We start from the raw sequence: 23,625 nt of genomic DNA on the forward strand, positions 1-23,625 counted from the left end.
GGCCGTTCCGGTGGTCCGCCATGATAACAAGCCGGGGACGATCTGTGGTGCGCGCTCGACTACTGGGGTTCGATCGGCATCGCCTGGCCCAGGCACAGCAGGTCCGACACGGTGCGCCACAGCTGGCGCGGCGAGGTCCACGGCTTGGGCAGGAAGGCGCTGCCGGCCAGGTGCTGCTCCGGATGGCGGGCCGAGTACAGCAGCACGCGCGCCTCGCCCTGGCGCTGGCGCACCAGCGCCAGCAGGCTGCCGCCGTCGCCGTCCGGCAGGTCGGGGTCGATCACCACCAGCGCGAACCGCTGCAGCCGCAGCAGGGATTCGGCATCGGCCAGCGTGGCCACGTGCGTCACCTGGGTTTCCGGCACGAGCAGCGTGGACAGCACCAGCGCCGCGTCGGCGTCGCCGTCCACGTGCAGCACGCGCGGCGCTTCCGCGAAGATCGAAAAGCCGATGGCGCCGCCACCTTCCTGGTCGCTGAAGGGACGGTAGGTTTCCTGGGAAAAATCGTTCGTCATAAGTGTCTCCGCACACAAAACAAATGGAAATGCGGTGCCGGCAGCACAGGGATAGCCGGGGCAACGCGGGGTCGGCGGAGTTGGGCCGAGGGATGATGACGGTCGCAGGGGAAAGGCGGCCGGAGAGGCGGCAAGCGCAGGTTGGAGGCCCTGCCGCACATCGAAGCGGGCGGGTCAAACCCGCCGCTCACCAGCATAGTCTACATCAAGAATGCCACAAAGCAAGAAAATGCTGGGCGAAAAGCCGTCGGCGTCTACTTTTTCAGACGCTGGTTGAAGGCCACGTGCAAACTGTTCAATGTTTCTTCAGCCGCCAGCAGCTGGTCGGCCACCTCGTTGACCTTGCGGCGGTTGGAACGGGCGTGGTCGCGCAGCACCTCGAAGGCGGTGTTGCGGTCGGTCTGGAACTTGCACATCAGCAGGCCGACGGCCAGGCTGGTTTCGCGGCCGGCGGCCAGCGCGGCGTTCAGGTTCAGCTCGGTGCGGCGCAGCTGGCGGATTTCGTCGGCGCGCGCCAGGCCGGCGGTAAAGGCCGGCATCAGGTGGGTCTCGTCGACCGGCTTGACCAGGAAACCGACCGCGCCGTAGGAGGCGGCCTGCTTGCCGGCGTCGGCATCGCCGCGGCCGGACAGGAACATGAACGGCACCGAACTGGTGGCATGCAGCTGCTTGGCCAGTTCCAGGCCGTTCATGCCCGGCATGTGGATGTCGAGCAGGGCCAGGTCCGGCTCACGCTGGGCGATCAGCTGCAACGCCTGTTCGGCCGACGACGCCTTGAGGATATCGTAGCCGGAGCTGCCCAGCACCTCGCCGAGGAAATCGAGCAGCAGTTGATCGTCGTCGACGATGAGTATCAGACGCTTCGGGCTGGTAGGGACATTCATATGGCGGCAACCTTGGGCTTAAGCTAACGCACCAATTATAAAGCGGAAAACCGCGCCCGCCTCAAGCGATTTGTACACCCGCCTTTTCCGCCGCATACAGGCGGGTAAAAGCCGCCACCGCAGCCGCCACATCGTCGGCCTGGTAGACGCTGCTGATGGCCGCCACCATGGAAGCGCCGCGCGCCGCCAGCGGTGCGGCGTTTTCCGGCGTCATGCCGCCGATCACCACGGTCGGCACGCGGATGGCCGCGCGCGCCTGGTCGAGGATCTCCATCTTGGTAGTCACCGCGTATTTTTTTACGCGCGACGGGTAGAAACCGCCGAAGGCCACGTAGCTGGCGCCGGCCGCCTGCGCATCCAGCGCGCGCGGCAGGTCGCCGTAGCAGGAGGCGCCGATGATCTTGTCCGGGCCCAGCCGGGCGCGCACCTGCGCCACCTCGGCATCGGTGCCGCCGACATGGACGCCGTCGGCGCCGATCTGCTGGCACAGTTCGACATGGTCGTTGACGATGAAGGGCACGCCGTAGCGCCGGCACAACGCCAGCAGCGCGCCGGCCTGCTCCAGCCGCAGCGCCGGGCCGGCTTCCTTGTGGCGGTATTGCAGCAGCGCGATGCCGGGGCGCGCGCCCCGGCCGGCGGCCAGCGCCTGCTCGCTCAGGTCCAGCAGGCGGCCGGTGTCGTCCCAGTCGGGCGTTACCAAATAAAGTCCTTGCATGATGTTCTCTCAGATGTGGGGTAAGCGCTGCGGGATGCGCTGGCCGGGCGCCACGGTGTAGGCGCCGCGCAAGGAACGGTAGCAATACTGCTGCGCCAGTTCCAGCGCCCGCTCCATCGGCATGCCCAGCGCCAGCTGGCCGGCGATGGCCGAGGCCAGCGTGCAGCCGCTGCCGTGGAAGGCGCCGCTCAGGCGCGGCCAGTGCCAGTTGCGCGCATCTTCCTGCGGGCCGGGATCGGACAGCCGTTGCATCGGCGCCGCGCCGGGGCCGAACCAGCGGTTGACCACTTCGTCGCCCTCGCCATGGCCGCCGGTGATCAGCACATGGCGGCAGCCGCGCGCGCGCAAGGCCTGCGCCTGCGCGGACGGCTCGGCGGCGCCGGTCAGCGCCAGCGCCTCCGGGCCGTTGGGCGTGAGCACCGTCACCAGCGGCAGCAGCGGCGCCAGCGCCTGCACCGCGTCGTCGCGCGACAGCAGGTCGCCGTGGCCGCTGGCCAGCACCGGGTCCAGCACCACCGGCAGCTCCGGCTGGCGGCTGCGCAGGCGGGCGATGATTTCGGCGATCGCCTGCGCGTTGGCGGCGCTGCCGGGGATGCCGATCTTCACCGCCCGCACCGTCACCTTGTCGACCAGCGCCTGGGCCTGGCGCAGCACCATGGCGCCGTCGACCGGCTGCACGCCGTAGACGCGGTCGTTGTCCTGCACCGTCAGCGCGGTGGCCACGGTGAGCGCGTGCGCGCCCTGCCCGGCCACCGATTGCAGGTCGGCCGCGATGCCGGCGCCGCCCGACGGATCGAGCCCGGCGAACACCAGCACGCAGGGCCGCGCCACCAGTTGCGCCATCAGCTGGGCGGCCAGCTCGGCGGACAAGGGCACGCTCATGCGAGACGGCCCGCCATCGGCGACGATGGCGAGGCGGCGAACTTGCGGGCGATGCGGCCGGCCAGGTAAGCCTCGCGGCCGGCCTGCACGCCCAGCTTCATGGCGCGCGCCATGCGCACCGGATCCTGCGCGCCGGCGATGGCGGTGTTCATCAGCACGCCGTCGCAGCCCAGCTCCATGGCGATGGCGGCGTCCGACGCCGTGCCGACGCCGGCGTCGACCAGCACCGGCACCTTGGCCTGCTCGATGATCAGCGACAGGTTCCACGGATTGAGGATGCCCATGCCGGAGCCGATCAGCGAAGCCAGCGGCATCACCGCCACGCAGCCGATGTCTTCGAGGATCCTGGCCTGGATCGGATCGTCGCTGCAATACACCATGACGTCGAAGCCGTCCTTGACCAGCGCCTCGGCGGCGACCAGGGTTTCCGGCATGTGCGGGAACAGCGTCTTCTCGTCGCCCAGCACTTCGAGCTTGACCAGCTTGTGGCCGTTCAGCAGTTCGCGCGCCATTTGCAGCGTGTAGACCGCGTCCTTGGCGGTGTAGCAGCCGGCCGTGTTGGGCAGGATGGTGTACTGCGACGGCGGCAGCACGTCCAGCAGGCTGGGCGCCTTCGGATCCTGGCCGATGTTGACGCGGCGGATGGCCACGGTGATGATTTCCGCTTCGGCGGCGTCGGTCGCCTCGCGGGTCTGCTGCAAGTCCTTGTACTTGCCGCTGCCGACCAGCAGCCGCGATTTGTAGCTCTTGCCTGCGATGGTGAGCAAGTCTTGATTTTCCATGATGATTCCTTGATGTGTTTAACCGCCGCCGATGGCGCGCACGATGTCGACCTTGTCCTGCGGCTGCAGCTCGCGCTGCGGCCACTGCTGGCGCGGCACCACCGCGCGGTTGACCGCCAGCGCCAGCGCCTGCCCGGTCAACGACAAAGCGTCGATCAGTTCATTCAGCGTCTGGCGCGGCGGCACCTGGTGCGGGGCGCCGTTCAATTCGATGTCGATCATGCCGGCCTCACAGCTTGCGATACAGTTCGGCGCCGTTCTTGATGAACTCCACCGCCTTGACCTGCATGCCCTGTTCCAGCGCCGCGCCGTCGCTCATGCCGTTGGCGGCGGCGAACTCGCGCACTTCCTGCGTGATCTTCATCGAGCAGAAATGCGGGCCGCACATCGAGCAGAAATGCGCCACCTTGGCCGAATCCTTGGGCAGCGTCTCGTCGTGGAACTCGCGCGCCTTGTCCGGGTCGAGGCCGATGTTGAACTGGTCGTCCCAGCGGAACTCGAAGCGCGCCTTGGACAGCGCGTTGTCGCGGATCTGCGCGCCCGGATGGCCCTTGGCCAGGTCGGCCGCGTGTGCGGCGATCTTGTAGGTGATGATGCCGTCCTTGACGTCGTTCTTGTCGGGCAGGCCCAGGTGCTCCTTCGGCGTGACGTAGCACAGCATGGCGGTGCCGTACCAGCCGATCTGCGCGGCGCCGATGCCGGAGGTGATGTGGTCGTAGCCTGGCGCGATGTCGGTGGTCAACGGGCCCAGCGTGTAGAACGGCGCCTCGTGGCACTGTTCCAGTTGCAGGTCCATGTTCTCCTTGATCAGCTGCATCGGCACGTGGCCCGGGCCTTCGATCATCACCTGCACGTCGTGCTTCCAGGCGATCTGGGTCAGTTCGCCCAGGGTCTTCAGCTCGCCCAGCTGTGCCTCGTCGTTGGCGTCGTAAATGGACCCAGGCCGCAATCCATCCCCCAGCGAGAACGAGACGTCGTAAGCCTTCATGATCTGGCAGATCTCTTCGAAATGCGTGTACAGGAAGGATTCCTTGTGGTGCGCCAGGCACCACTTGGCCATGATGGAGCCGCCGCGCGACACGATGCCGGTCAGGCGCTTGGCCGTCATCGGCACATAGCGCAGCAGCACGCCGGCGTGGATGGTGAAGTAGTCGACGCCCTGCTCGGCCTGCTCGATCAGCGTGTCGCGGAAGATTTCCCAGGTCAGGTCTTCGGCCTTGCCGTTGACCTTTTCCAGCGCCTGGTAGATCGGCACGGTGCCGATGGGGACCGGGCTGTTGCGGATGATCCACTCGCGCGTTTCGTGGATGTGCTTGCCGGTCGACAGGTCCATGACGTTGTCGCCGCCCCAGCGGATGGCCCAGGTCATCTTCTCGACTTCCTCGCCGATCGACGAGGTGACGGCGGAGTTGCCGATGTTGGCGTTGATCTTGACGAGGAAATTGCGGCCGATGATCATCGGTTCGATTTCCGGGTGGTTGATGTTGGCCGGAATGATGGCGCGGCCGCGGGCGATTTCGTCGCGCACGAATTCCGGCGTGATGGTGGCCGGGATGCTGGCGCCGAACGACTGGCCCGGATGCTGGCGGCCCATCAGGTCGGCCAGGCGCTGGCCCATCGGGCCGGAGTTCTTCAGGTTTTCCAGGTATTCCTGGCGGCGCAGGTTTTCGCGGATGGCGACGAACTCCATCTCCGGCGTGATGATGCCCTGGCGCGCGTAGTGCATCTGCGTGACGTTCCTGCCTTCACGGGCGCGGCGCGGCTTGCGGTGCAGGTTGAAGCGCAGCTCGGCCAGCGCCGGATCGGCCAGGCGGGCCTGGCCGTATTCGGAGGTCGGGCCGTCCAGCTCCTCGGTATCGTCGCGCTCCAGTATCCACGGCAGGCGCGGCGTGGCGGCCAGGCCGGAGCGGATATCGATGGTGGCGTCCGGGTCGGTGTAAGGGCCGGAGGTGTCGTAGACGTAGATCGGCGGATTGGCTTCGAAACCGAACGAGGCCGGCGTGTCGGCCTGGGTGATTTCGCGCATCGGCACGCGGATATCGGGACGGCTGCCTTCGACGTAGACTTTGCGGGAATTCGGCAGGGGCTTGATGGCTGCCTCGTCCACCGTGGCGGTGGCGGAGAGGAATTTAGGATTGGCGTTCATTTGGCTCCTTCGTTAGCTACAGGAGCCAGCAAAGGAGGTTGGACGGCGCCGGGCCACAGATGGAGCGATGCGTGGCGGCGATGTCCTAAGCTTCCCTTCGCTGGCATTATCCAGATCAGGTTCGGAGGGTATTTCTCACCCGCGCCATCGCAATAATGCGATGGGCAGGACCCCTAGCGTGTGCCGCCTCGCGGCAGCGGGACGATTATACCCCCGCCTTTCAACGTTGCGCAAAAAATACTGACTAGCTTGCTATTTGGATGACTCGCCGCTAGCCTAGGTGTATGAAAAATAAAACAGAGACGGGCCAGCCGCGCAATCGACTGAGGCTGGCAACGCTGGTCACGCTGGGCGTCTGCGCCACGGTGGCGCTGAGCACGGCGCTGCAACTGGCGCTGGTCGACCACTTCGCCACCAACTACGCCGGCAAGGAAGCCGAGCTGCGGCTACAGCAGCTGTCCTGGCAGATGCGCGACTCGCTCAACCGCGTGGTCAGCAAGGCGGCCGGCGACGTCCAGCTGGTGACGGCGCTGGCCCAGGTGCGCGAAGCGCGCGACCCGGCCGCCGCGCGCGCCGTGCTCGACAGCCTGCAGGACAGCTTCCCCGACTACGCCTGGATCGGCATCGCCGGCCAGGACGGCAAGGTGTACGCCGCCGCCCACGGCTTGCTGGAAAACGCCGACGTCAGCGCGCGCCCGTGGTTCAAGGCCGGCCAGAGCGGCTTGCGCACCATCGACTATCATCCCGCACTGCTGCTCGGCAAACTGCTGCCGCAGGCGGCCGACCCGTGGCGCTTCATCGACGTGGCGGCGCCGGTGCGGCGCGCCGACGGCCAGCCGTGGGGCGTGCTGGGCGTGCACATGAGCTGGAACTGGGCGCGCCGCCTGGCGCGCAATCTGCTTACGCCGGCGCTGCGCGAATACGGCGCTGAAATCCTGGTGGTGCGCAACGACGCCACCGTGCTGCTGGGGCCGGCGGGCATGGAGGAAAAGAAACTCAACACCACCAGCCTGCAACTGGCGCAGGCCGGCCAGACCGGCGCCATCCGCGAGACCTGGCCGGACGGCAAGGTCTACCTGACCGGCTACAGCCAGACCGGGCAGAGCGGCGACACCGCCACCTTGCAATGGTCGGTGCTGGTGCGCCAGCCGGAGCAGGTGGCGATGGCCGCCTCGCGCCAGCTGGAGCAGCTGATATTGTGGCTGAGCGTGGCCGCCGGCGCGGCGATGGCGCTGGTCGCCGCCTTCCTGGCGCGCCGGCTGACGCAGCCGATGGACAGGCTGAGCCGCACCATCGAACAGCGCGCCAAGGCCGTCGAAGAGGGCCAGCCGCTGCCGGAAGTGCCGGCGATCGACGGCTTCCGCGAAGCGCAGGTGCTGTCGCGGGCGATGCGGGAAATGGTGTACAGCGAAGCGCGCCACGTGGACCTGCTGCAAACCATGAACGAACAACTGGAAAGCACGGTGGCCCGGCGCACCGCCGAGCTGGAGCAGCTGGTCATGCGCGACGTGCTGACCGGGCTGCCGAACCGGCGCGCGCTGATGCAGGCGCTGCCCGCGGCGATGGCGCGCGTGACGCGCATGCGCCAGCCGTGCGCGGTGCTGTTCCTCGACCTCGATGGCTTCAAGAACGTCAACGACACCCACGGGCATGAGGAAGGCGACGAGCTGCTGCGCCAGTTTGGCCAGCGCATCGTCGGCGCCGTGCGGCGCACCGACACCGTGGCGCGGCTGGCCGGCGACGAGTTCGTGGCGATACTGGAAAACCTCAGCGACGCGGCGGCGGCGGAAGAGATGGGCCGCAAGATGATGCCGCTACTGCGCGAGCCCTTCGTGCTGAAGACCGCCACCGTCAACCTGAGCGCCAGCATCGGCATCGCCATCCACCAGCCGGGCGACGCCGAAGACCTGGACGCGCTGCTGGCCCGCGCCGACCGCGCCATGTACGAGGCCAAGCGCGGGGGCAAGAACAATGTCGTCGTGGCGGCGGCCGCGCCGGTTTAATCCTTGAACACCGGCGGCCGCTTGCCCATGCCGGACATCATCGCTTCCTGCAGGTCGGCCGACATCAGCATGGCGGCGTTCCACGTGGCGTTGTAGTTGAGGCCGTCGGCCACCGAGTGGTCGCGGGCGTAGGTGATCATTTCCTTCACGCCGCGTATCGCCAGCGGCGCCTTGGCGGCGATGTCGGCGGCGATCGCGCGCACGCCCTCGCGCAGCGCTTCCGGCGTGTCGAACACGCGGTTGACCAGGCGGATCTCCTTCGCCTCGGCGGCGTCCACCTTGCGCGCCGTGTAGGCCAGCTCGCGCGCCATTCCGTCGCCGATCAGCTTGGGCAGGCGCTGCAAGGTGCCCACGTCGGCCGTCATGCCGATGTCGATTTCCTTGATGCTGAACCAGGCGTCGGCCGAGCAGTAGCGCATGTCGGCGCAGCAGATCAGGTCGATGCCGCCGCCGACGCAGGCGCCGTGCACGGCCGCCAGCACCGGCTTGCGGCAGCGCTCCAGGCTGGTCAGCGTGTCCTGCAGGTCGAGGATCACGCGGCGCAGGTTCTCGCGCGTGCGGCCGTCGCAATCGTCGCGGATCTGCGCGCCCATGCCCATCATCATCTGCAGGTCGATGCCGGAGGTGAAGGCCTTGCCCTCCCCTTCCAGCACCGCCACGCGGATCTCCGGCGTGGCGTCGATGTGCTGGAACACGCTGCGGATATCGTTCCACATCGCCAGGTTCATCGCGTTCAGTTTTTCCGGGCGGTTCAGGCGCACGGTGGCGATATGGTCTGCAACGCTGAGGGTGACGGTTTCAAAGCTGGGCATCGGGGTCTCCTGTGATGGTTCGCCCAAGAATACCCCAGTTGGGGCGGCCGCAACAAGCCGGCCGCCGCCTGCCCCCGTCGTTCCCGCGCAAGCGGGAATGACGGCGGTGACAGCGCCCTTACTGCGGCGGATACGTCACGGTCAGCGTGTAGCTGGCCGCGGTGTAGCCGTTCAACAGCACATAGGCATTGCCGGCGGCGGTGTACGACACGCTGCAATTCTCGGTGCTGGTCGGGCCGTCGGACTTGCAGTCGTAGGTGGTGGTGGTCGGCGTGCCGGCCTTGCGCACGTACAGGTCGGTGTCGCCGCTGCCGCTGAGCGCGGCCTTGAAGCTGCCGTTGGCCGCCACCTTGTACGGGCCGTAGGCGCGGGTCTGGCCCTTGGCCAGCGTGCCGGTGAAGGTCTCGGTGCGGTCGCCCGGCGGCGTCACGCCGCCGCCGTCGCTGCCCAGCTCGACCGCGTAGGCCAGCGCCATGCGCGCGAACTTCAGCGCGTGGTCGGCCTGGTTGCCGGTGTTGGCGTAGGTGTCGTTGGCGGTGTGGATGTAGGGATCGTCCTCGCCCATCGCCGCCTCGAACGGCATCGACGACCAGTAGCCGGCCGAGGTCCACGACGCATGGTCGGAGCAGGCATAGCCGCACTTGTCGTAGCCTATCTTCAGCGTCGGCAGGTAGGTCGTGATCAGGTTGCCGACGAAGGTGTTCTGCGCGCTGTCGGTGTAGTCGGTGTACAGGTAGATGTCGTTGACCGAGCCCTTGTAGTTGGTCATGTCGAGCTGCATCACGCCGACCACGTTGACGTTGTTGGCCTTGTGGTTCTGGGCGATGTCCTGCGAGCCGCGCAGGCCCACTTCCTCGGCGGCGTAGCCGATCATCTTGATGGTGCGGCGCGGCTTGTAGCCGCTGGCCACCATCACCCGCAGCACCTCGGTCATGCTGGCGATGCCGGAGGCGTCGTCGTCGGCGCCGGGCGCCTTGGTGGTCTCGCCGGTGCCGGACTGGTTGATCGAGTCCAGGTGGCCGCCCAGCACCACCACTTCGTTCGGATTATCGGTGCCGGTGATGGTCAGGATCACCGATTTCTGCGGCCACGACGCGTGCGTGTACTGGGTCACGGCGATGTCGCTGCGGCCGGCCGCGATCGTGGTCCAGCGCTGCTTGAGCCAATTGGACGCGTTGACGCCGTTGTTGGTGGTGTAGTAGCGGTTGGCGTAGGCGGACATGTCGACGATGGTCTGGCCGATGTTACTGGCCTGCATCTGGCTCAGCATGGGATTGACCACGCTTTGCTGGTCGATCACATACGACGGCCGTATCGCGGCCAGTTGCGCAGTCTGGGCCTGGGCCTGGTCCTTGGCCGGCGACAGCGCGGCCAGGCCGGCCGCCTCGCTGGCATGGAACATGAAACCGCCGCAGCGGCGCAGCTTCTTGTGCACGGCGGCCGACAGCGACAGCATCTGCTGCTCGTCGACCTCGACCAGATGCAGCTTTTCCTGCCCCGCCGAAGCGGCGAACGTGGCGCGGCTCTCGCGCGCCTGCAGCTGCGGCGCCACCTTTTGCAACTGGGCATAGGCGGCGTCGCCGACGCTGATCCAGATCTTGTTGGACTGGGCCAGCGCGGAAGCCGAAGCACCGGCGAATAAGCCAGCGATCAGCACAGCAATGATGCGTGTTGTCATTTCCGTCTCCTTGTCATTCAAACCATCATCAGGGCCGACAACGGTATGCCTTTGACGGAGACGAGTCAAAAAAATTCCAGAATTCGACATCCTGGCCGCAAATGTCCAGAGTTTAACAATCCGCCAAGCAGCCTCGAATCTGCGCATGGCTTGCCGCGTCATCTATAATGGCTGTTTTCCCAAATTTAATCTGCCAAATCATGGAATTAGCCAAGTCTTTCGAGCCTGCCGACATTGAACAATTCTGGCGTACCGAGTGGGAACAGCGCGGTTACTACACCGCCACCCTCGACGCCGGCAAACCTTCTTTCAGCATCCAGCTGCCGCCGCCGAACGTGACCGGCACCCTGCACATGGGCCATGCCTTCAACCAGACCATCATGGACGGCCTGACCCGCTACCATCGCATGCTGGGCCATAACACCGCCTGGATCCCGGGCACCGACCACGCCGGCATCGCCACCCAGATCGTGGTGGAGCGCCAGCTGGACGCGCAGAAAATCTCGCGCCACGACCTCGGCCGCGAAGAGTTCGTCAAGAAAGTCTGGGAGTGGAAAGAGAAATCCGGCTCCACCATCACCGGCCAGATGCGCCGCCTGGGCGCGTCGCCGGACTGGCAGCGCGAATACTTCACGATGGACGAGCCGCGCTCGAAAGTCGTCACCGACGTCTTCGTGCGCCTGCACGAGCAAGGCCTGATCTACCGCGGCAAGCGCCTGGTCAACTGGGATCCGGTGCTGGGCACCGCCGTCTCCGACCTGGAAGTGGTGTCGGAAGAGGAAGACGGCTCGATGTGGTACATCAAGTACCCGCTGGCCGATGGCAGCGGCACGCTGACCGTCGCCACCACCCGTCCTGAAACCATGCTGGGCGACGTCGCCGTGGCGGTGGACCCGACCGACGAGCGCTACCTGCCGCTGGTCGGCAAGATGCTGAAGCTGCCGCTGACCGACCGCGAAATCCCGATCATCGCCGACGAATACGTCGACAAGGAATTCGGCACCGGCTGCGTCAAGATCACGCCTGCGCACGACCTGAACGACTACGCCGTCGGCCAGCGCCACAAGCTGCCGCTGCTGACCATCATGACGCTGGAAGCGAAGATCAACGATGAAGCGCCGCTCGCCTACCGCGGCATGGACCGCTTCGTGGCGCGCAAGCAGATCGTCGCCGACCTGGACGCGCTGGGCTTGCTGGAACAAGTCAAGCCGCACAAGCTGATGGTGCCGCGCGGCGACCGCACCGGCGTCATCATCGAACCGATGCTGACCGACCAGTGGTTCGTCGCCATGAGCAAGCCGGCGCCGGAAGGCACTTTCTTCCCGGGCAAATCGATCGCCGAAACCGCGCTGGACAAGGTCGCCAACGGCGAGATCAAGTTCGTGCCGGAAAACTGGAGCACCACCTACAACCAGTGGCTCAACAACATCCAGGACTGGTGCATCTCGCGCCAGCTGTGGTGGGGCCACCAGATCCCGGCATGGTATGACGACGCCGGCAACATCTTTGTCGCCAAGACCGAGGCCGAAGCGATCGCGCAAGCGGCCGCCAAGGGCGTGACCGGCCCGCTGCGCCGCGACAACGACGTGCTCGACACGTGGTTCTCGTCCGCGCTGGTGCCGTTCTCCACGCTGGGCTGGCCGGAGGAAACGCCTGATATCAAGGCCTTCCTGCCGTCGTCGGTGCTGGTCACGGGCTTCGACATCATCTTCTTCTGGGTGGCGCGCATGGTCATGATGACCGCGCACTTCACCGGCAAGGTACCGTTCGAGACCGTGTACGTGCACGGCCTGGTGCGCGACTCGACCGGCCAGAAGATGTCCAAGTCCAAGGGCAACACGCTGGACCCGATCGACCTGATCGACGGCATCGGCATCGATGCGCTGGTGGAAAAACGCACCACCGGCCTGATGAACCCGAAAGCGGCCGAGAAGATCGCCAAGGCCACCCGCAAGGAGTTCCCGGAAGGTATCGCCGCGTACGGCACCGACGCGGTGCGCTTCACGATGGCGTCGTACGCCTCGCTGGGCCGCAACATCAACTTCGACCTGGGCCGCGCCGAAGGCTATCGCAACTTCTGCAACAAGCTGTGGAACGCCACCCGCTTCGTGCTGATGAATACCGAAGGCAAGGATTGCTCGGCCAGCGTGGACGACCTCGCATTGCACTCTTCCAACGCCGACAAGTGGATCATCTCGCTGCTGCAAAAAGCCGAGCTGGACGTGGCCAAGGGCTTCGAAGACTACCGCTTCGACAACATCGCCTCGACCATCTACAAGTTCGTCTGGGACGAGTACTGCGACTGGTATCTGGAAGTGGCCAAGGTCCAGGTGCAGAGCGGCACCGAAGGCCAGCAGCGCGCCACCCGCCACACGCTGCTGCGCGTGCTGGAAGTGGTGCTGCGTCTGGCGCATCCGGTGATCCCGTTCGTCACCGAAGCATTGTGGCAAGCCGTTGCGCCGCTGGCCGGCAAGACCGGCGACTCGATCATGATGCAGCCTTACCCGATCGCCAACACCGCCGCCATCGATGAAGCGGCCGAGGCGTGGATGCAGCAGTTGAAGGCGCTGACCGACGCGACCCGCAACCTGCGCGGCGAAATGCAGCTGGCACCGTCGCTGCGCGTGCCGCTGATCGTCGAGCCGACCAATGCGGCCGACAAGGCGGCGATGGAAGTGTTCGCACCGTACATCCAGTCGCTGGGCAAGCTGGCCGAAGTGCAGATCGTCGACGCGCTGCCGGAATCGCCGGCCGCCGTGTCCATCGTGGGCACGACCAAGCTGATGCTGAAGGTGGAGATCGATGTGAAGGCCGAGCGCGAGCGTCTGGCCAAGGAGATCGCCCGCGTTGAAGGCGAGATCAACAAGGCCAACGGCAAGCTGTCGAACGAAAGCTTCGTCGCCCGCGCGCCGGCCGAGGTGGTGGCGCAGGAGAAGGAACGCGTCGCCAACTTCTCGGCCACGCTGGACAAGATGCGCGAGCAATTCGCCAAGCTGCCGGCTGCCTGATAAGGTCAGGTGCCACGCAAAAAAGCCGCACGGTGCAAGCCGCGCGGCTTTTTTTATCAACGGTCGATACCCGCGAACAACTGGGGTCAAGTCTGACATTCGGACACGAGCTCTGCTGTAACGCCCGCTTACAGCAGAGCTCGTGTCCGAATGTCAGACTTGACCCCATTTTAGCGTTTTTCAGCTAGCGGTCGATACGCGTGGTCATCATGATCGATGTCGTCGTGCGCTCCACGCCATCCAGCGCGCCGATGCGATCCACCACGCCGTCCAGCTCTTCCACCGATGCCGCTTCGACGCCGGCGATGAAGTCGTAAATCCCGTTCACCGAATGCAGCGTGCGCACCTGCGCGACGCGGCGCAAGGCCCGCTCGATGGCGGGCGTCAGCTTGGGCGTCGCCGTGATCATCACCAGCGCGCGCACCAGCCCGGCCTGATAGTCCGCACTAGTACGCACCGTGTAGCCGATCACCACGCCGGAACGCTCCAGCCGCTCGATGCGGCTTTGCACCGTCGTGCGCGACATCCCCAGCTTGCGCGCCAACTCGGTCGTGGTGGCGCGCGCGTTTTCGCGCAGCAGCGCCAGCAGTTGTTGATCGATCTCGTCCATGTTTTCCTTTTGCCGAAATATTCGGCATTTTGACAATAATTTTCGCGCAATTCGTCGCCCTGCGCAATGCAATTTGCCGAAGCCGTCCGCACAATGGAGGTTCTGAGTTCAAGGAGTGATCTGATGCGCGACGTAGTGATTATCGGCGGCGGCCACAACGGCCTGGTATGTGCCCACTATCTGGCCAAGGCCGGCTTGAAAGTCACCGTGCTGGAGCGGCGCTCCGTGGTCGGCGGCGCGGCGGTGACGGAGGAATTCCATCCGGGCTTCCGCAACTCCGTGGCCGCCTACACCGTGTCGCTGCTCAATCCCAAGGTGATCGCCGATCTGGAACTGGCCAGTCACGGCTTGCGCATCGTCGAGCGCCCGCTGTCGAACTTCCTGCCGCTGGAAGACGGCCGCTACCTGAAGATAGGCGCCGGCCAGACCGAGGCCGAAGTGGCGAAATTCTCCCCACGCGACGCCGGCCGCCTGCAAGCCTACGCCGAGCATCTGGAAACGGCCGCCGGGCTGCTGCGCGACACCGTGCTGCAAACGCCGCCCAACGTGGTCCAGGGCGGCTGGCTGGGCGCCTTGCCCGAACTGTTCAAGGCCGGCAGCCTCGGCAACCGCCTGCGCAAGCTGCCCATCGCCACCCAGCGCGAATTGCTCGACCTGTTCACCAAATCGGCCGGCGACTATCTGGACGGCTGGTTCGACAGCGCGCCGATCAAGGCCGCCTACGGTTTCGACAGCATCGTCGGCAACTACGCCAGCCCTTATACGCCAGGCTCGGCCTACGTGCTGCTGCACCATGTGTTCGGCGAGGTGAACGGTAAGAAAGGCGCATGGGGCCACGCCATCGGCGGCATGGGCGCGATCACGCAGGCGATGGCGCGCTCGGCCGAGGCCAGCGGCGTCGAGATCCGCACCGGCTGCGGCGTGCGGGAAGTGCTGTTGGATAAGGGCCGCGCCGTGGGCGTCGTCACCACAAGCGGCGAGCGGCTCGATGCGCGGGTGGTGGTGTCCAACCTCAATCCGCGTTTGCTGTACACCTCGCTGGTCGACGCGGCCGCCCTGCCCGCCGACTTCCTGCGCCGCATGGAGGGCTGGCGTTGCGGCTCCGGCACCTTCCGCATGAACGTCGCGCTGTCGGAACTGCCGGACTTCAGCTGCCTGCCCGGCAAGCAGATGGCACAGCACCACGGCAGCGGCATCATCATCGCTCCCAGCCTGGACTACATGGAACGCGCCTATCACGACGCGCGCGCGCTGGGCTGGTCGCGCAAGCCCATCGTGGAAGTGCTGATCCCGTCGACGCTGGACCCGACGCTGGCGCCGCCCGGCCAGCACGTCGCCAGCCTGTTCTGCCAGCACGTGGCGCCGCAATTGCCCGACGGCGCCAGCTGGGACGAGCACCGCGATACCGTGGCCGACCTGATGATAGACACCGTCAACCACTACGCGCCCAACTTCAAGGCTTCGGTGCTGGGCCGGCAGATCATGAGTCCGCTCGACCTGGAGCGCACCTTCGGGCTGGTCGGCGGCGACATCTTCCACGGCGCGCTGGGGCTGGACCAGCTGTTCTCGGCGCGCCCGATGCTGGGCCATGCCGACTATCGCGGCCCGATCGCCGGGCTCTACACCTGCGGCGCGGGCACGCATCCCGGCGGCGGCGTGACCGGCGCGCCCGGCCACAACGCCGCACGCGAAGTGCTGCGCGATTTCAAGCTGAAGAAGTACGCCTGATCACGGCGCCAGCAAGGCGGCGTAGCGTTCGATATCGACGTTGCCGCCGCTGATGATGACGCCCACGCGCTTGCCGCGCAGTTGCTCCTTCATGGCGCGCGCGGCGGCGAAGCCCAGGCAGCCGGTCGGCTCCACCACCATCTTCATGCGGGCGGCGAAGAAGCGCATTTCCGCGCGCAGCTGTTCGTCGCTGACGGTCAGGATATCGTCGACGTCGCGCTGGATGATGGGGAAAGTCAGCTTGCCCAGGTGCTGGGTCTGCGCGCCGTCGGCGATGGTCTTGGGCGTATCGATGTGCACGATGCTGCCGCTGCGGAACGATTGCTGGCCGTCGTTGCCGGCTTCCGGCTCGACGCCGTAGATGCTGGTCGACGGCGAGATCGCGCGCGCCGCTAAAGCCGAGCCGCTCAGCAAGCCGCCGCCGCCGAGGCAGACGAACAGCGCGTCCAGGCGGGGCACATCCTCCAGCAATTCCTTGGCCGCAGTGCCTTGGCCGGCGATCACGTCGGCGTGATCGTAGGGCGGGATCAGCGTCAGGCCATGCTTGGCGGCCAGGTCGCGGCCTATCTGTTCGCGGTCTTCGGTGTAACGGTCGTAGAGCACCACCTCCGCGCCGTAGCCGCGCGTGGCGGCGATCTTCGACGCCGGCGCGTCGTGCGGCATGATGATGGTGGCGGGTATGCCCATCAGCCGGGCCGACAGCGCAATCGCCTGCGCATGGTTGCCCGACGAGAAGGCCACCACGCCGGCGCGGCGCTGCACGTCGTCGAAGCGCGCCAGCGCGTTGTAGCCGCCGCGGAATTTGAACGCGCCCATGCGCTGCAGGTTCTCGCACTTGAAGAACACCTCGGCGCCCAGTTCCTCGTTGGCGGTGCGCGAGGTGGCGACCGGCGTGCGGTGCGCATGGCCGGCGATGCGTTCCGAGGCGGCGACCACGTCGGCGTAGGTTGGGAGTTTCAGTTCGCTCATGCTATTCCTTGTCATTACCAGGGCCAGGCGATGTTGGTGCCTGTGCCAGTTGCCAAAGCGCGCTGCCGCAGCATGCGCGCCACCGAAAGATCTTGCAGGGCGATGCCCGTCATGTCGAACAGCGTGACGGTGTCCGCCGCGATGCCGTGGCGCGCGCGCCCGCCGGCGGCCAACAGCGTGCCGAATTCCTGCGCCGGCGTCTGCGGCGCCCATTGCAGCTCGCCGATGGTCAGCGCCTGCGTCAAATCGTCGGCCCAGACGCGCGCCCGCGCCGGCAAGCCTTCCGGCAGCTCGCGCTTGCCGCGCGTGTCGCTGCCGACGCAATTCAAATGGGTGCCGGGACGCACGGCCTGCGCCGCGAACAGCGGGCCGCGTCCGGGCGTGGCGGTGATGACGATGTCGCTGTCGGCCACCGCCGCGTCGGGACCGGCGCCGGGGGCGATGTCGCAGCGCTGCGCGAAGCGCGCTTCGAACTGCGGGTCGCGACGGCCGTCGGAGGTCAGGTAGCGCACGCTGCGCAGGGCGGGCAGCACGCGCAGCGCGTAGTCCACATGCGCCGCGGCTTGCACGCCGGTGCCGAACACGCACAGCGCCGCGCTGTCCCGCCGCGCCAAAGCCAGCAGGCCCAGCGCGCCCGCCGCTGCGGTACGGGTGGTGGTGACGGCGTTGCCGTCGATCAGGCATTGCGGCCTGCCGCTGGCCGGATCGAACAGCATGATCGTGGCCTGGTGGCCGTCGGCGCCGTGCTGGCGGTTGCCGGGCCAGAAGCCGGCCGCCTTCATGCCCAGCAGCTCCTGCTGCATCACGCCGCCGGATTTGATGCCGAACACGCCGGCCGGCAAGACTTCGCGCACCAGCGGGAAGATGCGGCCTTCGCCGTTGGCGTGCAGCAGGAAAGCTTCGCGCACGGCGGCCATCACCAGCTCCGGCTGCAACAGCGCGGCGGCCTGGTCGCGGTCCAGCAACAGCAGTTGGGCTTTATCTGGCATCGTTGTACACCGTGGCGCGCGAGACGTTGAGGTAGTTGGCGACGATGTCCATGGCGCGGCGCACGTCGCTCAGGCCGGATTCCTTGAGTTCGCGCATCAGCGCCTTGCGCTCGTCGGCCTTGAGCGCGCGCGGCGTGGTGGCCAGGCGCGCGGCAAACTGGTCGATGCGGGCGCGCAGCGCGTCGGCGCCGGCCGGCTCCAGCGTCTCACGGATGGCGGAATCGTTGTCCACCGAGCTGAACTGCGTCAGCAAGGTGTTCAGGCTGCGGAACACCGTCAGGTCGACATTCATGCACAGCGCGGCGACATACTGGCCGCTGCTGTCCTTGATGCCGATCGAGGTGCTCTTGGCGCGGCGGCCGTCGGCGAAGGTGTTGGGATAGTTGGCGATGACCTGGGCGATATCGGGATCGGCGGCGCGCGCCAGGCCCAGCTCCGTCGCCGGCGCGCCGATGCTGCGGCCGGACAGGTTGTTGTGGATCGCTAAAATGGCGTGCTCGGGATCGGTCAGGTCGTGCAGCACCACTTCGCAGAACGGCGCCAGGGTCCTGCCCAGGCCGTCGGCGACTTGCTGCATCTGTTCGAGCAGGTTTTGCTGTTCGGGTGTTTTCGTCATTTACACATATTATCTTGTTTTAGATATTTTGTGTAAAACCCGCAAAAATAGTACGACCGGTCATTTATTTGCTACACTCTTTGGACAAAAAATCACCCTGGAGACACCAAATGAAATACCTCGCCTTCATCATCACCGCCGCGCTGTCGATCGCGCCGGCCTTTGCCGACGACGCCTCCCCGGTCGGCCTGTGGAAAAACATCGACGACGTCAGCGGCAAGCCGAAAGCGCTGATCCGCATCACCGAAAGCAATGGCGCGCTGCAAGGCAAGATCGAACAACTGTTCCGCGCGCCGAACGAAGACCAGAATCCGAAATGCGAAAAGTGCGAAGGCGCGCGCAAGGATCAGCCGGTCGTCGGCCTGGTGATCATGACCGGCCTGAAAAAAGACGGCGACGAATACAACGGCGGCGAGATCCTGGACCCGGACAACGGCAAGGTCTACCGCAGCAAGATGCACCTGACCGACAGCGGCAAGAAGCTGAGCGTGCGCGGCTACATCGGCGTGCCGATGCTGGGCCGCTCGCAGGTGTGGGTGCGCCAGGAATAAGCGCCAGCCAGCAGAAAAGCCGGTACTCGCCGGCTTTTCATCGCAGAAGTTGACTGATTGACATGCATATGTTTCAATTGCAATTTACATCAGAAAACACACCCACATGAAGATTTCCATCGCCGCGCTACTGGCAAGCCTGACCCTCGCCTCCGGCGCCCACGCCGATGTGCTCACCTACGAATACACGGCTCAAATCAGCTACTTGACCATTTACCACTGGGCGAGTACACAAGACCCGATCGCAACCACGACTCTGGCAGGCGGTCGTATCAACTTCGGTGATACAGTCACCGGACGTTTTTCTATCGATGCCTTGGCCGCACACGCTCCCGAGGCTCACGAGGACGGCTTTTCTTCCGTAAGCTACAAGCCCTCAATGCAGAATCAGCTTACTGCCAATTTCGGCAGCGGCAGCGACGGCTTCAAGTTAAATTCCACATCGTTCCCTGAACTCACTCCAACCGCCTGGGTTGGCAACAGCTCAACCGGTAACGGCACAGACACCGTCATTTTTCACAGCGGTTTCTCATCCCCCGATCGCATCCACGAGATCACGCTTGCGTTTTCCGATGCCAGTGGTGCAGCGTTGAGTGGTACCGACATACCAACATCACTATCGGGCTTGGGTGAACGCACGTTTGAATATAAGCTCTTCTGGCATCCGGATCACGAGTTTGCAGCCATTATTGCAAAAGGCGCCATCACCTCGCTGAACCTGGTATCGGTCAGCGCCGTGCCGGAGCCTGGCACTTATCTGATGTTCTTGGCCGGCCTGCCCCTGCTGGCCTGGCGCCGCCGCGCGGCACGCCAATAAGCGACGCACCGCGTTCAGTCAGACTGTTACGCAGCAGTCTGCCGACGGCGCGCAACAACACCCAGCAGGCCCAGGCCGGCGAGCAGCATCGCATAGGTTTCCGGCTCAGGCACGGCCGTCACCGAAATATCGAGGCGGCCGATGGATTGCTGGTTGTTGAAGTTCAGCGCGGCCCAGTCGAAATTGGCCGGCACGTAGTTGCCGCCGTCGACAAAGTCCGCATAAGGATTGCCGGTGACGACGTGCACCACCCCGTGCTCGTCTATCCCCTGGTTCGGCCCGCTCTGGCCGCCGCCGATGCCGTAGGCGCCGTTGGCCAGCGAGTAGGCGAAGTTGTTCTGCTCGGTGCCGGCGTCGTACACATGGCCGGCGCCGCCCAGCGCCAGCGACAGGCTGCCGCCCCCCGCCAGCGACGCCAGGTCGATCGCCTTGGCGTTGTCATTGCCGATGAAGAAATCATTGCTGAGCACGACCATCGCGGCGTAGCTCAGATAGCGGTTGGCGCCGCTCAAGTCGACGTTGTGCAACGTAAACGTGCTGCTCGCGCCAGGGAAGCGCGGGCCGTTCGGCAGCGTGGTCTGCAAGCCGCCCGCGACCTGGCTGGCGAAGTTGGAGGTCAGCACGCCAGCGTTGCCGTCCTCGGCGGCGCGCTCGATCGCCACCGACGCGGCGCTGCCGACATCGAAGCTGTCGAAGCTGCCGTTGTGCAGCCCCAGCCACAACGGCGCGACGCCGACGCCGCCGGCGGGCGCGGTGTTGGTGAACGTGAAGGTCACGTCGGCCGCCTGGGCGGCGCAGGCCGACAGGCCGACGCAAGCGGCCAGCAAGGCCTTGGCGAGAGGGTAAGGTTTCATCTGATGTCTCCTGGTGGAATGTGAACGGAATGCCGCGCAGCCGCGCGGCCCGTGTTGGTCACATGACATCGCGCCATCATTACAATGATTTCATTTTTATATTTTTTGTATCCGCTGTAAGGAATACGGCGCGGCGCCGACTAAGCGCGCCGATGTTTTATTCTCACAAAGTTTCCTACTATCAAGGTGCTATGCGCGCAAGCGCACATACCGGCCCGGCCTGGCATGACATCGTGGACCACTTGCCTTTCGCACAGCGCGAAGGCCGCTTGTTGGTCCACTGTTTCAGCACAAAGGAAACATCATGAAATTCCTGAAAAGATATACCCAGACCCTGGTCTGTTCCGTCGGCCTGCTTGCCGTCGCCCTGCTGGCCGGATGCGGCGGCGGTGGCGACCAGGGACGCGATCCCATCCTCGGCCTGCCGGCCGCCACGCTGGTGTCGCTGGCCGTCACGCCGCCGGCGCCCGGCATCGCGCTCGGCGCGACGCAGCAGTTCAACGCCAACGCCACCTTTAGCGACGGCTCCACGCAAACGGTCGTCGCCGCCTGGAGCTCCGCCACGCCGGCCGTCGCCACCGTCGCCGCCGCCACCGGCCAGGCCACCGGCACCGGTGTCGGCAGCGCCGTCATCAGCGCCGCCTACAACGGCAAGACCGCATCGGCCACGCTGACCGTCACGCCGGCCGTGCTGCTGTCGATCGCCGTCACGCCGCAAACGCCGACCGTGCAGATCGCCGCCACGCGCCAGCTGGCGGTGGTCGGCACCTATTCGGACAACACCACGCTGGACCTGACCGCCAGCTCGACCTTCGTGTCGGCTACGCCGGCCAGCGCCACCGTCAGCACCGGCGGCCTGGTCTCCGGTGTCGCGCTCGGCACTTCGGTGATCACCGCCACCAGCAACGGCAAGAGCGCCGCGACCACCGTCACGGTACCCGCCGCCACGCTGACCAGCATCGCCGTCACGCCGGCCGCCGCCACCGTCCTGATCGGCGGCCAGCAGCAATTCGTCGCCACCGCCACCTACTCGGATAACAGCACCGCCTTCGTCACCGGCAGCGCCACCTGGACCTCGGCCAGCCCGGCGATCGCCACCATCGCCGGCACCGGCATGGCAAGCGGCGTCGCCGCCGGCACCGCCACGATCACCGCCACCGTCGGCGCCAAATCGGGCAGCGCCGCGCTGACGGTGTCCGCCATCGTGCTGCCGCCGGTCGCCCTGCCGGTTCCACTGGGCGGCGCCGCCAGCTTCGCGGTACTGGCCGGCACCTCGCTGACCAATAACGCCGGCGGCACCACGCTGATCACCGGCGACGTCGGCTCGCCATCGCAAACCACCGATCCGACGCTGGCCGCCGGCTACACCAACTACAAATCCGGCGCCATCCTGTCCGGCGCGCTGGCCGATCTGCAAACCGCGATCAGCAATGCCAACGGCCGCAGCTGCGACGTCAGCTTTGCCGGCGGCGTCGACCTCGGCGGCCAGACCTTCGCACCGGGCGTGTACTGCTACGCCGGCGCCATCAACATCACCGGCACCATGACGCTGAGCGGTCCCGGCGTGTACATCTTCCGCACCGCGCTGACGCTGAACTCGACCGCCAATTCCATCGTCGCCCTGAGCAACGGCGCCACCGCGGCCAATGTGAACTGGCTGCCGGTCGGTCCGACCACGCTGGGCGCCAACAGCGTCTTCAAAGGCACGATCCTCGGCCAGTCGGCGGCGATCACCGTCGGCGACAACACCACGCTGCTCAACGGCCGCGTGCTGACCGCCGCCGCCGTCACGCTGCGCAACAACCAGATCGCCAAATAAACGCCCACCTCTTACGGACACCATCATGACCATCGCCAAAAAAATCGGAACACTGAGCGCGCTCGCGTGCGCCATGCTCGCCATGCAAGCGGCGCAAGCGGAAGAACCCTTCGTCAACCCGGACTGGGCCAACAGCGCCTGGTACCTGGGCGCCGGCGTCGGCCGCTCGCGCGCCAACATCGACCAGCAGCGCCTGACCAACAGCCTGCAGGCGAACGGCGCCACCGTCACCGCCTTCAACACGGACCAGCGCGACACCGGCTACAAGCTGTTTGTCGGCAAGCAGCTGAACCGCTACCTGGCGCTGGAGCTGGGCTACTTCGACCTGGGCAAGTTCGGCTTCGACGCCACCACGTCAGGCAACGGCACGCTCAACGGCGAGGCCGGCTTCCGTGGCGCCAACCTGGACTTGCTGGCGCAACTGCCGCTGACCGAGCGGCTGTCGCTGCTGGGCCGGGTCGGCGCGAACTACGCCAAGACCAGCACGCATTTCGGCGGCAACCGCCTGGCGGGCGTGACCGGCCCCGATCATAGCGAGCGCAAGCTCAACGCCAAGGCCGGCCTGGGCCTGGAATACAAACTGAGCGAAGCCCTGGCGCTGCGCGGCGAAGTGGAACGCTATCGCGTCAACGACGCCGTCGGCAACCGTGGCGATGTCGACCTGTTGTCGGTCAGCCTGGTCTACAAACTGGGCCGGCCGGCGCACAGCGCACCGGTCTACGTGCCGCCGCCGATGACCGAAGCGGCGCCAGCACCGGCGCCGGTGGTGACGCCGCTGCCGCCGCCGCCACCGCCGAAAGCGCCCCAGCCGACATCGGAGAAAGTATCGTTCGCCGCTGAAGCGCTGTTCGATTTCGACAAGTCGGCCGTCAAGCCGGACGGCAAGGCCGCACTGGACGACTTGCTGCTCAAGCTGCGAGGCATGGACACCGAGGTGATGGTGACGGTCGGCCACACCGACTCGGTGGGCGCCAGCGACTACAACCAGAAGCTGTCGCTGCGCCGCGCCGAGGCGGTCAAGGCCTACCTGGTGAGCAAGGGCGTGGACGCTACGCGCATCTACACCGAGGGCAAGGGCGAAACCCAGCCGCTGGCCGACAACCGCACAGCGGAAGGCCGCGCCAAGAACCGCCGCGTGACGGTTGAAGTGGTCGGCACCCGTACTGTCGCCAAGTAAGTCGGCCAGGGCGGGACGCCCCTACTATCCACGCCGTGGCAGAGCGTGGATAATGGGGCGGTCCCCCACC

At 66.2% G+C, this 23,625-nt stretch carries 21 protein-coding genes and 1 riboswitch; of the genes, 7 read left to right on the forward strand and 14 right to left on the reverse strand.

Annotation, left to right across the window (positions count from 1 at the left end):
* Positions 1 to 59: 59 nt before the first annotated feature.
* From DUGA2_RS19180 to thiC, 7 genes are all read right to left on the reverse strand, one after another.
* Positions 60 to 515: a response regulator gene (locus tag DUGA2_RS19180; protein ID WP_070271105.1), complete on the reverse strand. Its 456-nt coding sequence runs from the start codon at positions 513 to 515 to the stop codon at positions 60 to 62.
* Between the two features lie 254 nt (positions 516 to 769).
* Positions 770 to 1,399, reverse strand: coding sequence for an ANTAR domain-containing response regulator (locus DUGA2_RS19185; protein WP_070271106.1), 630 nt, complete (start codon positions 1,397 to 1,399; stop codon positions 770 to 772).
* Between the two features lie 61 nt (positions 1,400 to 1,460).
* The gene (gene thiE, locus DUGA2_RS19190) at positions 1,461 to 2,114 is read right to left on the reverse strand and encodes a thiamine phosphate synthase (RefSeq protein WP_070271107.1); all 654 of its coding nucleotides are present in this window, start codon (positions 2,112 to 2,114) and stop codon (positions 1,461 to 1,463) included.
* A 9-nt stretch (positions 2,115 to 2,123) separates the two neighbouring features.
* Positions 2,124 to 2,996: a hydroxymethylpyrimidine/phosphomethylpyrimidine kinase gene (locus tag DUGA2_RS19195; protein WP_083296377.1), complete on the reverse strand. Its 873-nt coding sequence runs from the start codon at positions 2,994 to 2,996 to the stop codon at positions 2,124 to 2,126.
* Positions 2,993 to 3,778 carry a thiazole synthase gene (locus DUGA2_RS19200; RefSeq protein WP_070271108.1) on the reverse strand — a complete coding sequence of 262 codons (786 nt, stop codon included), beginning with the start codon at positions 3,776 to 3,778 and terminating at the stop codon, positions 2,993 to 2,995. The genes DUGA2_RS19195 and DUGA2_RS19200 overlap by 4 nt, the downstream gene beginning before the upstream one ends.
* Before the next feature lie 18 nt (positions 3,779 to 3,796).
* Positions 3,797 to 4,000 carry a sulfur carrier protein ThiS gene (gene thiS / locus DUGA2_RS19205; protein ID WP_070271109.1) on the reverse strand — a complete coding sequence of 68 codons (204 nt, stop codon included), beginning with the start codon at positions 3,998 to 4,000 and terminating at the stop codon, positions 3,797 to 3,799.
* A 7-nt stretch (positions 4,001 to 4,007) separates the two neighbouring features.
* Positions 4,008 to 5,924, reverse strand: a complete 1,917-nt coding sequence (gene thiC / locus DUGA2_RS19210) for a phosphomethylpyrimidine synthase ThiC (protein ID WP_070271110.1) — start codon at positions 5,922 to 5,924, stop codon at positions 4,008 to 4,010.
* Positions 5,925 to 5,999: 75 nt separating this feature from the next.
* Positions 6,000 to 6,109, reverse strand: a riboswitch (TPP riboswitch).
* A 99-nt stretch (positions 6,110 to 6,208) separates the two neighbouring features.
* On the opposite strand from thiC, the gene DUGA2_RS19215 reads away from it, so the two are divergent.
* Positions 6,209 to 7,927, forward strand: coding sequence for a sensor domain-containing diguanylate cyclase (locus tag DUGA2_RS19215; protein WP_070271111.1), 1,719 nt, complete (start codon positions 6,209 to 6,211; stop codon positions 7,925 to 7,927).
* Here the strand turns inward: DUGA2_RS19215 and DUGA2_RS19220 are convergent.
* A complete protein-coding gene (locus DUGA2_RS19220) occupies positions 7,924 to 8,739 on the reverse strand; it encodes a crotonase/enoyl-CoA hydratase family protein (RefSeq protein WP_070271112.1) in 816 nt (271 codons plus the stop codon). The two genes, DUGA2_RS19215 and DUGA2_RS19220, sit on opposite strands and share 4 nt — an antisense overlap.
* A 118-nt stretch (positions 8,740 to 8,857) precedes the next feature.
* Complete coding sequence (locus DUGA2_RS19225; protein ID WP_070271113.1) at positions 8,858 to 10,417, reverse strand: M20/M25/M40 family metallo-hydrolase; 1,560 nt, start codon at positions 10,415 to 10,417, stop codon at positions 8,858 to 8,860.
* Between the two features lie 200 nt (positions 10,418 to 10,617).
* Between DUGA2_RS19225 and DUGA2_RS19230 the strand changes: the two genes are divergently transcribed.
* Positions 10,618 to 13,425, forward strand: coding sequence for a valine--tRNA ligase (locus tag DUGA2_RS19230; RefSeq protein WP_070271114.1), 2,808 nt, complete (start codon positions 10,618 to 10,620; stop codon positions 13,423 to 13,425).
* A gap of 184 nt (positions 13,426 to 13,609) precedes the next feature.
* On the opposite strand, the gene DUGA2_RS19235 is transcribed toward DUGA2_RS19230, so the two are convergent.
* Complete coding sequence (locus DUGA2_RS19235; protein WP_070271115.1) at positions 13,610 to 14,035, reverse strand: Lrp/AsnC family transcriptional regulator; 426 nt, start codon at positions 14,033 to 14,035, stop codon at positions 13,610 to 13,612.
* Positions 14,036 to 14,158: 123 nt separating this feature from the next.
* On the opposite strand from DUGA2_RS19235, the gene DUGA2_RS19240 reads away from it, so the two are divergent.
* Complete coding sequence (locus tag DUGA2_RS19240) at positions 14,159 to 15,763, forward strand: NAD(P)/FAD-dependent oxidoreductase (protein WP_070271116.1); 1,605 nt, start codon at positions 14,159 to 14,161, stop codon at positions 15,761 to 15,763.
* Here the strand turns inward: DUGA2_RS19240 and DUGA2_RS19245 are convergent, their stop codons facing one another.
* Genes DUGA2_RS19245 through DUGA2_RS19255 form a run of 3 tightly spaced genes read right to left on the reverse strand, consistent with a single transcriptional unit; the run spans position 15,764 to position 18,337 of the window.
* Positions 15,764 to 16,732, reverse strand: coding sequence for a threo-3-hydroxy-L-aspartate ammonia-lyase (locus DUGA2_RS19245; protein ID WP_070271117.1), 969 nt, complete (start codon positions 16,730 to 16,732; stop codon positions 15,764 to 15,766).
* A gap of 14 nt (positions 16,733 to 16,746) precedes the next feature.
* Positions 16,747 to 17,721, reverse strand: coding sequence for an ornithine cyclodeaminase family protein (locus DUGA2_RS19250; RefSeq protein ID WP_070271118.1), 975 nt, complete (start codon positions 17,719 to 17,721; stop codon positions 16,747 to 16,749).
* Positions 17,711 to 18,337 (reverse strand): transcriptional regulator, encoded by a 627-nt coding sequence (locus DUGA2_RS19255; RefSeq protein WP_070271119.1) that lies wholly within the window; start codon positions 18,335 to 18,337, stop codon positions 17,711 to 17,713. Before DUGA2_RS19255 ends, DUGA2_RS19250 begins: the two co-directional genes overlap by 11 nt.
* A gap of 110 nt (positions 18,338 to 18,447) precedes the next feature.
* Here DUGA2_RS19255 and DUGA2_RS19260 point away from each other — a divergent pair, with 110 nt between their 5' ends.
* Together DUGA2_RS19260 and DUGA2_RS19265 are read left to right on the forward strand one after the other, a co-directional pair.
* Complete coding sequence (locus DUGA2_RS19260) at positions 18,448 to 18,888, forward strand: DUF2147 domain-containing protein (protein ID WP_008445177.1); 441 nt, start codon at positions 18,448 to 18,450, stop codon at positions 18,886 to 18,888.
* Positions 18,889 to 18,994: 106 nt separating this feature from the next.
* Positions 18,995 to 19,705, forward strand: a complete 711-nt coding sequence (locus tag DUGA2_RS19265; RefSeq protein ID WP_070271120.1) for a PEP-CTERM sorting domain-containing protein — start codon at positions 18,995 to 18,997, stop codon at positions 19,703 to 19,705.
* 26 nt (positions 19,706 to 19,731) lie between these two features.
* Here the strand turns inward: DUGA2_RS19265 and DUGA2_RS19270 are convergent, their stop codons facing one another.
* Positions 19,732 to 20,559, reverse strand: a complete 828-nt coding sequence (locus tag DUGA2_RS19270; protein WP_070271121.1) for an FxDxF family PEP-CTERM protein — start codon at positions 20,557 to 20,559, stop codon at positions 19,732 to 19,734.
* Between the two features lie 304 nt (positions 20,560 to 20,863).
* Here DUGA2_RS19270 and DUGA2_RS19275 point away from each other — a divergent pair, with 304 nt between their 5' ends.
* Together DUGA2_RS19275 and DUGA2_RS19280 are read left to right on the forward strand one after the other, a co-directional pair.
* A complete protein-coding gene (locus DUGA2_RS19275) occupies positions 20,864 to 22,378 on the forward strand; it encodes an ice-binding family protein (protein ID WP_070271122.1) in 1,515 nt (504 codons plus the stop codon).
* Positions 22,379 to 22,403: 25 nt separating this feature from the next.
* Positions 22,404 to 23,555 carry an OmpA family protein gene (locus DUGA2_RS19280; protein ID WP_070271123.1) on the forward strand — a complete coding sequence of 384 codons (1,152 nt, stop codon included), beginning with the start codon at positions 22,404 to 22,406 and terminating at the stop codon, positions 23,553 to 23,555.
* The last annotated feature ends 70 nt before the right edge of the window (positions 23,556 to 23,625 follow it).

The organism is Duganella sp. HH101 (assembly GCF_001758795.1).
In the GTDB taxonomy this organism is placed as follows: Bacteria; Pseudomonadota; Gammaproteobacteria; order Burkholderiales; family Burkholderiaceae_D; genus Rugamonas; species Rugamonas rivuli.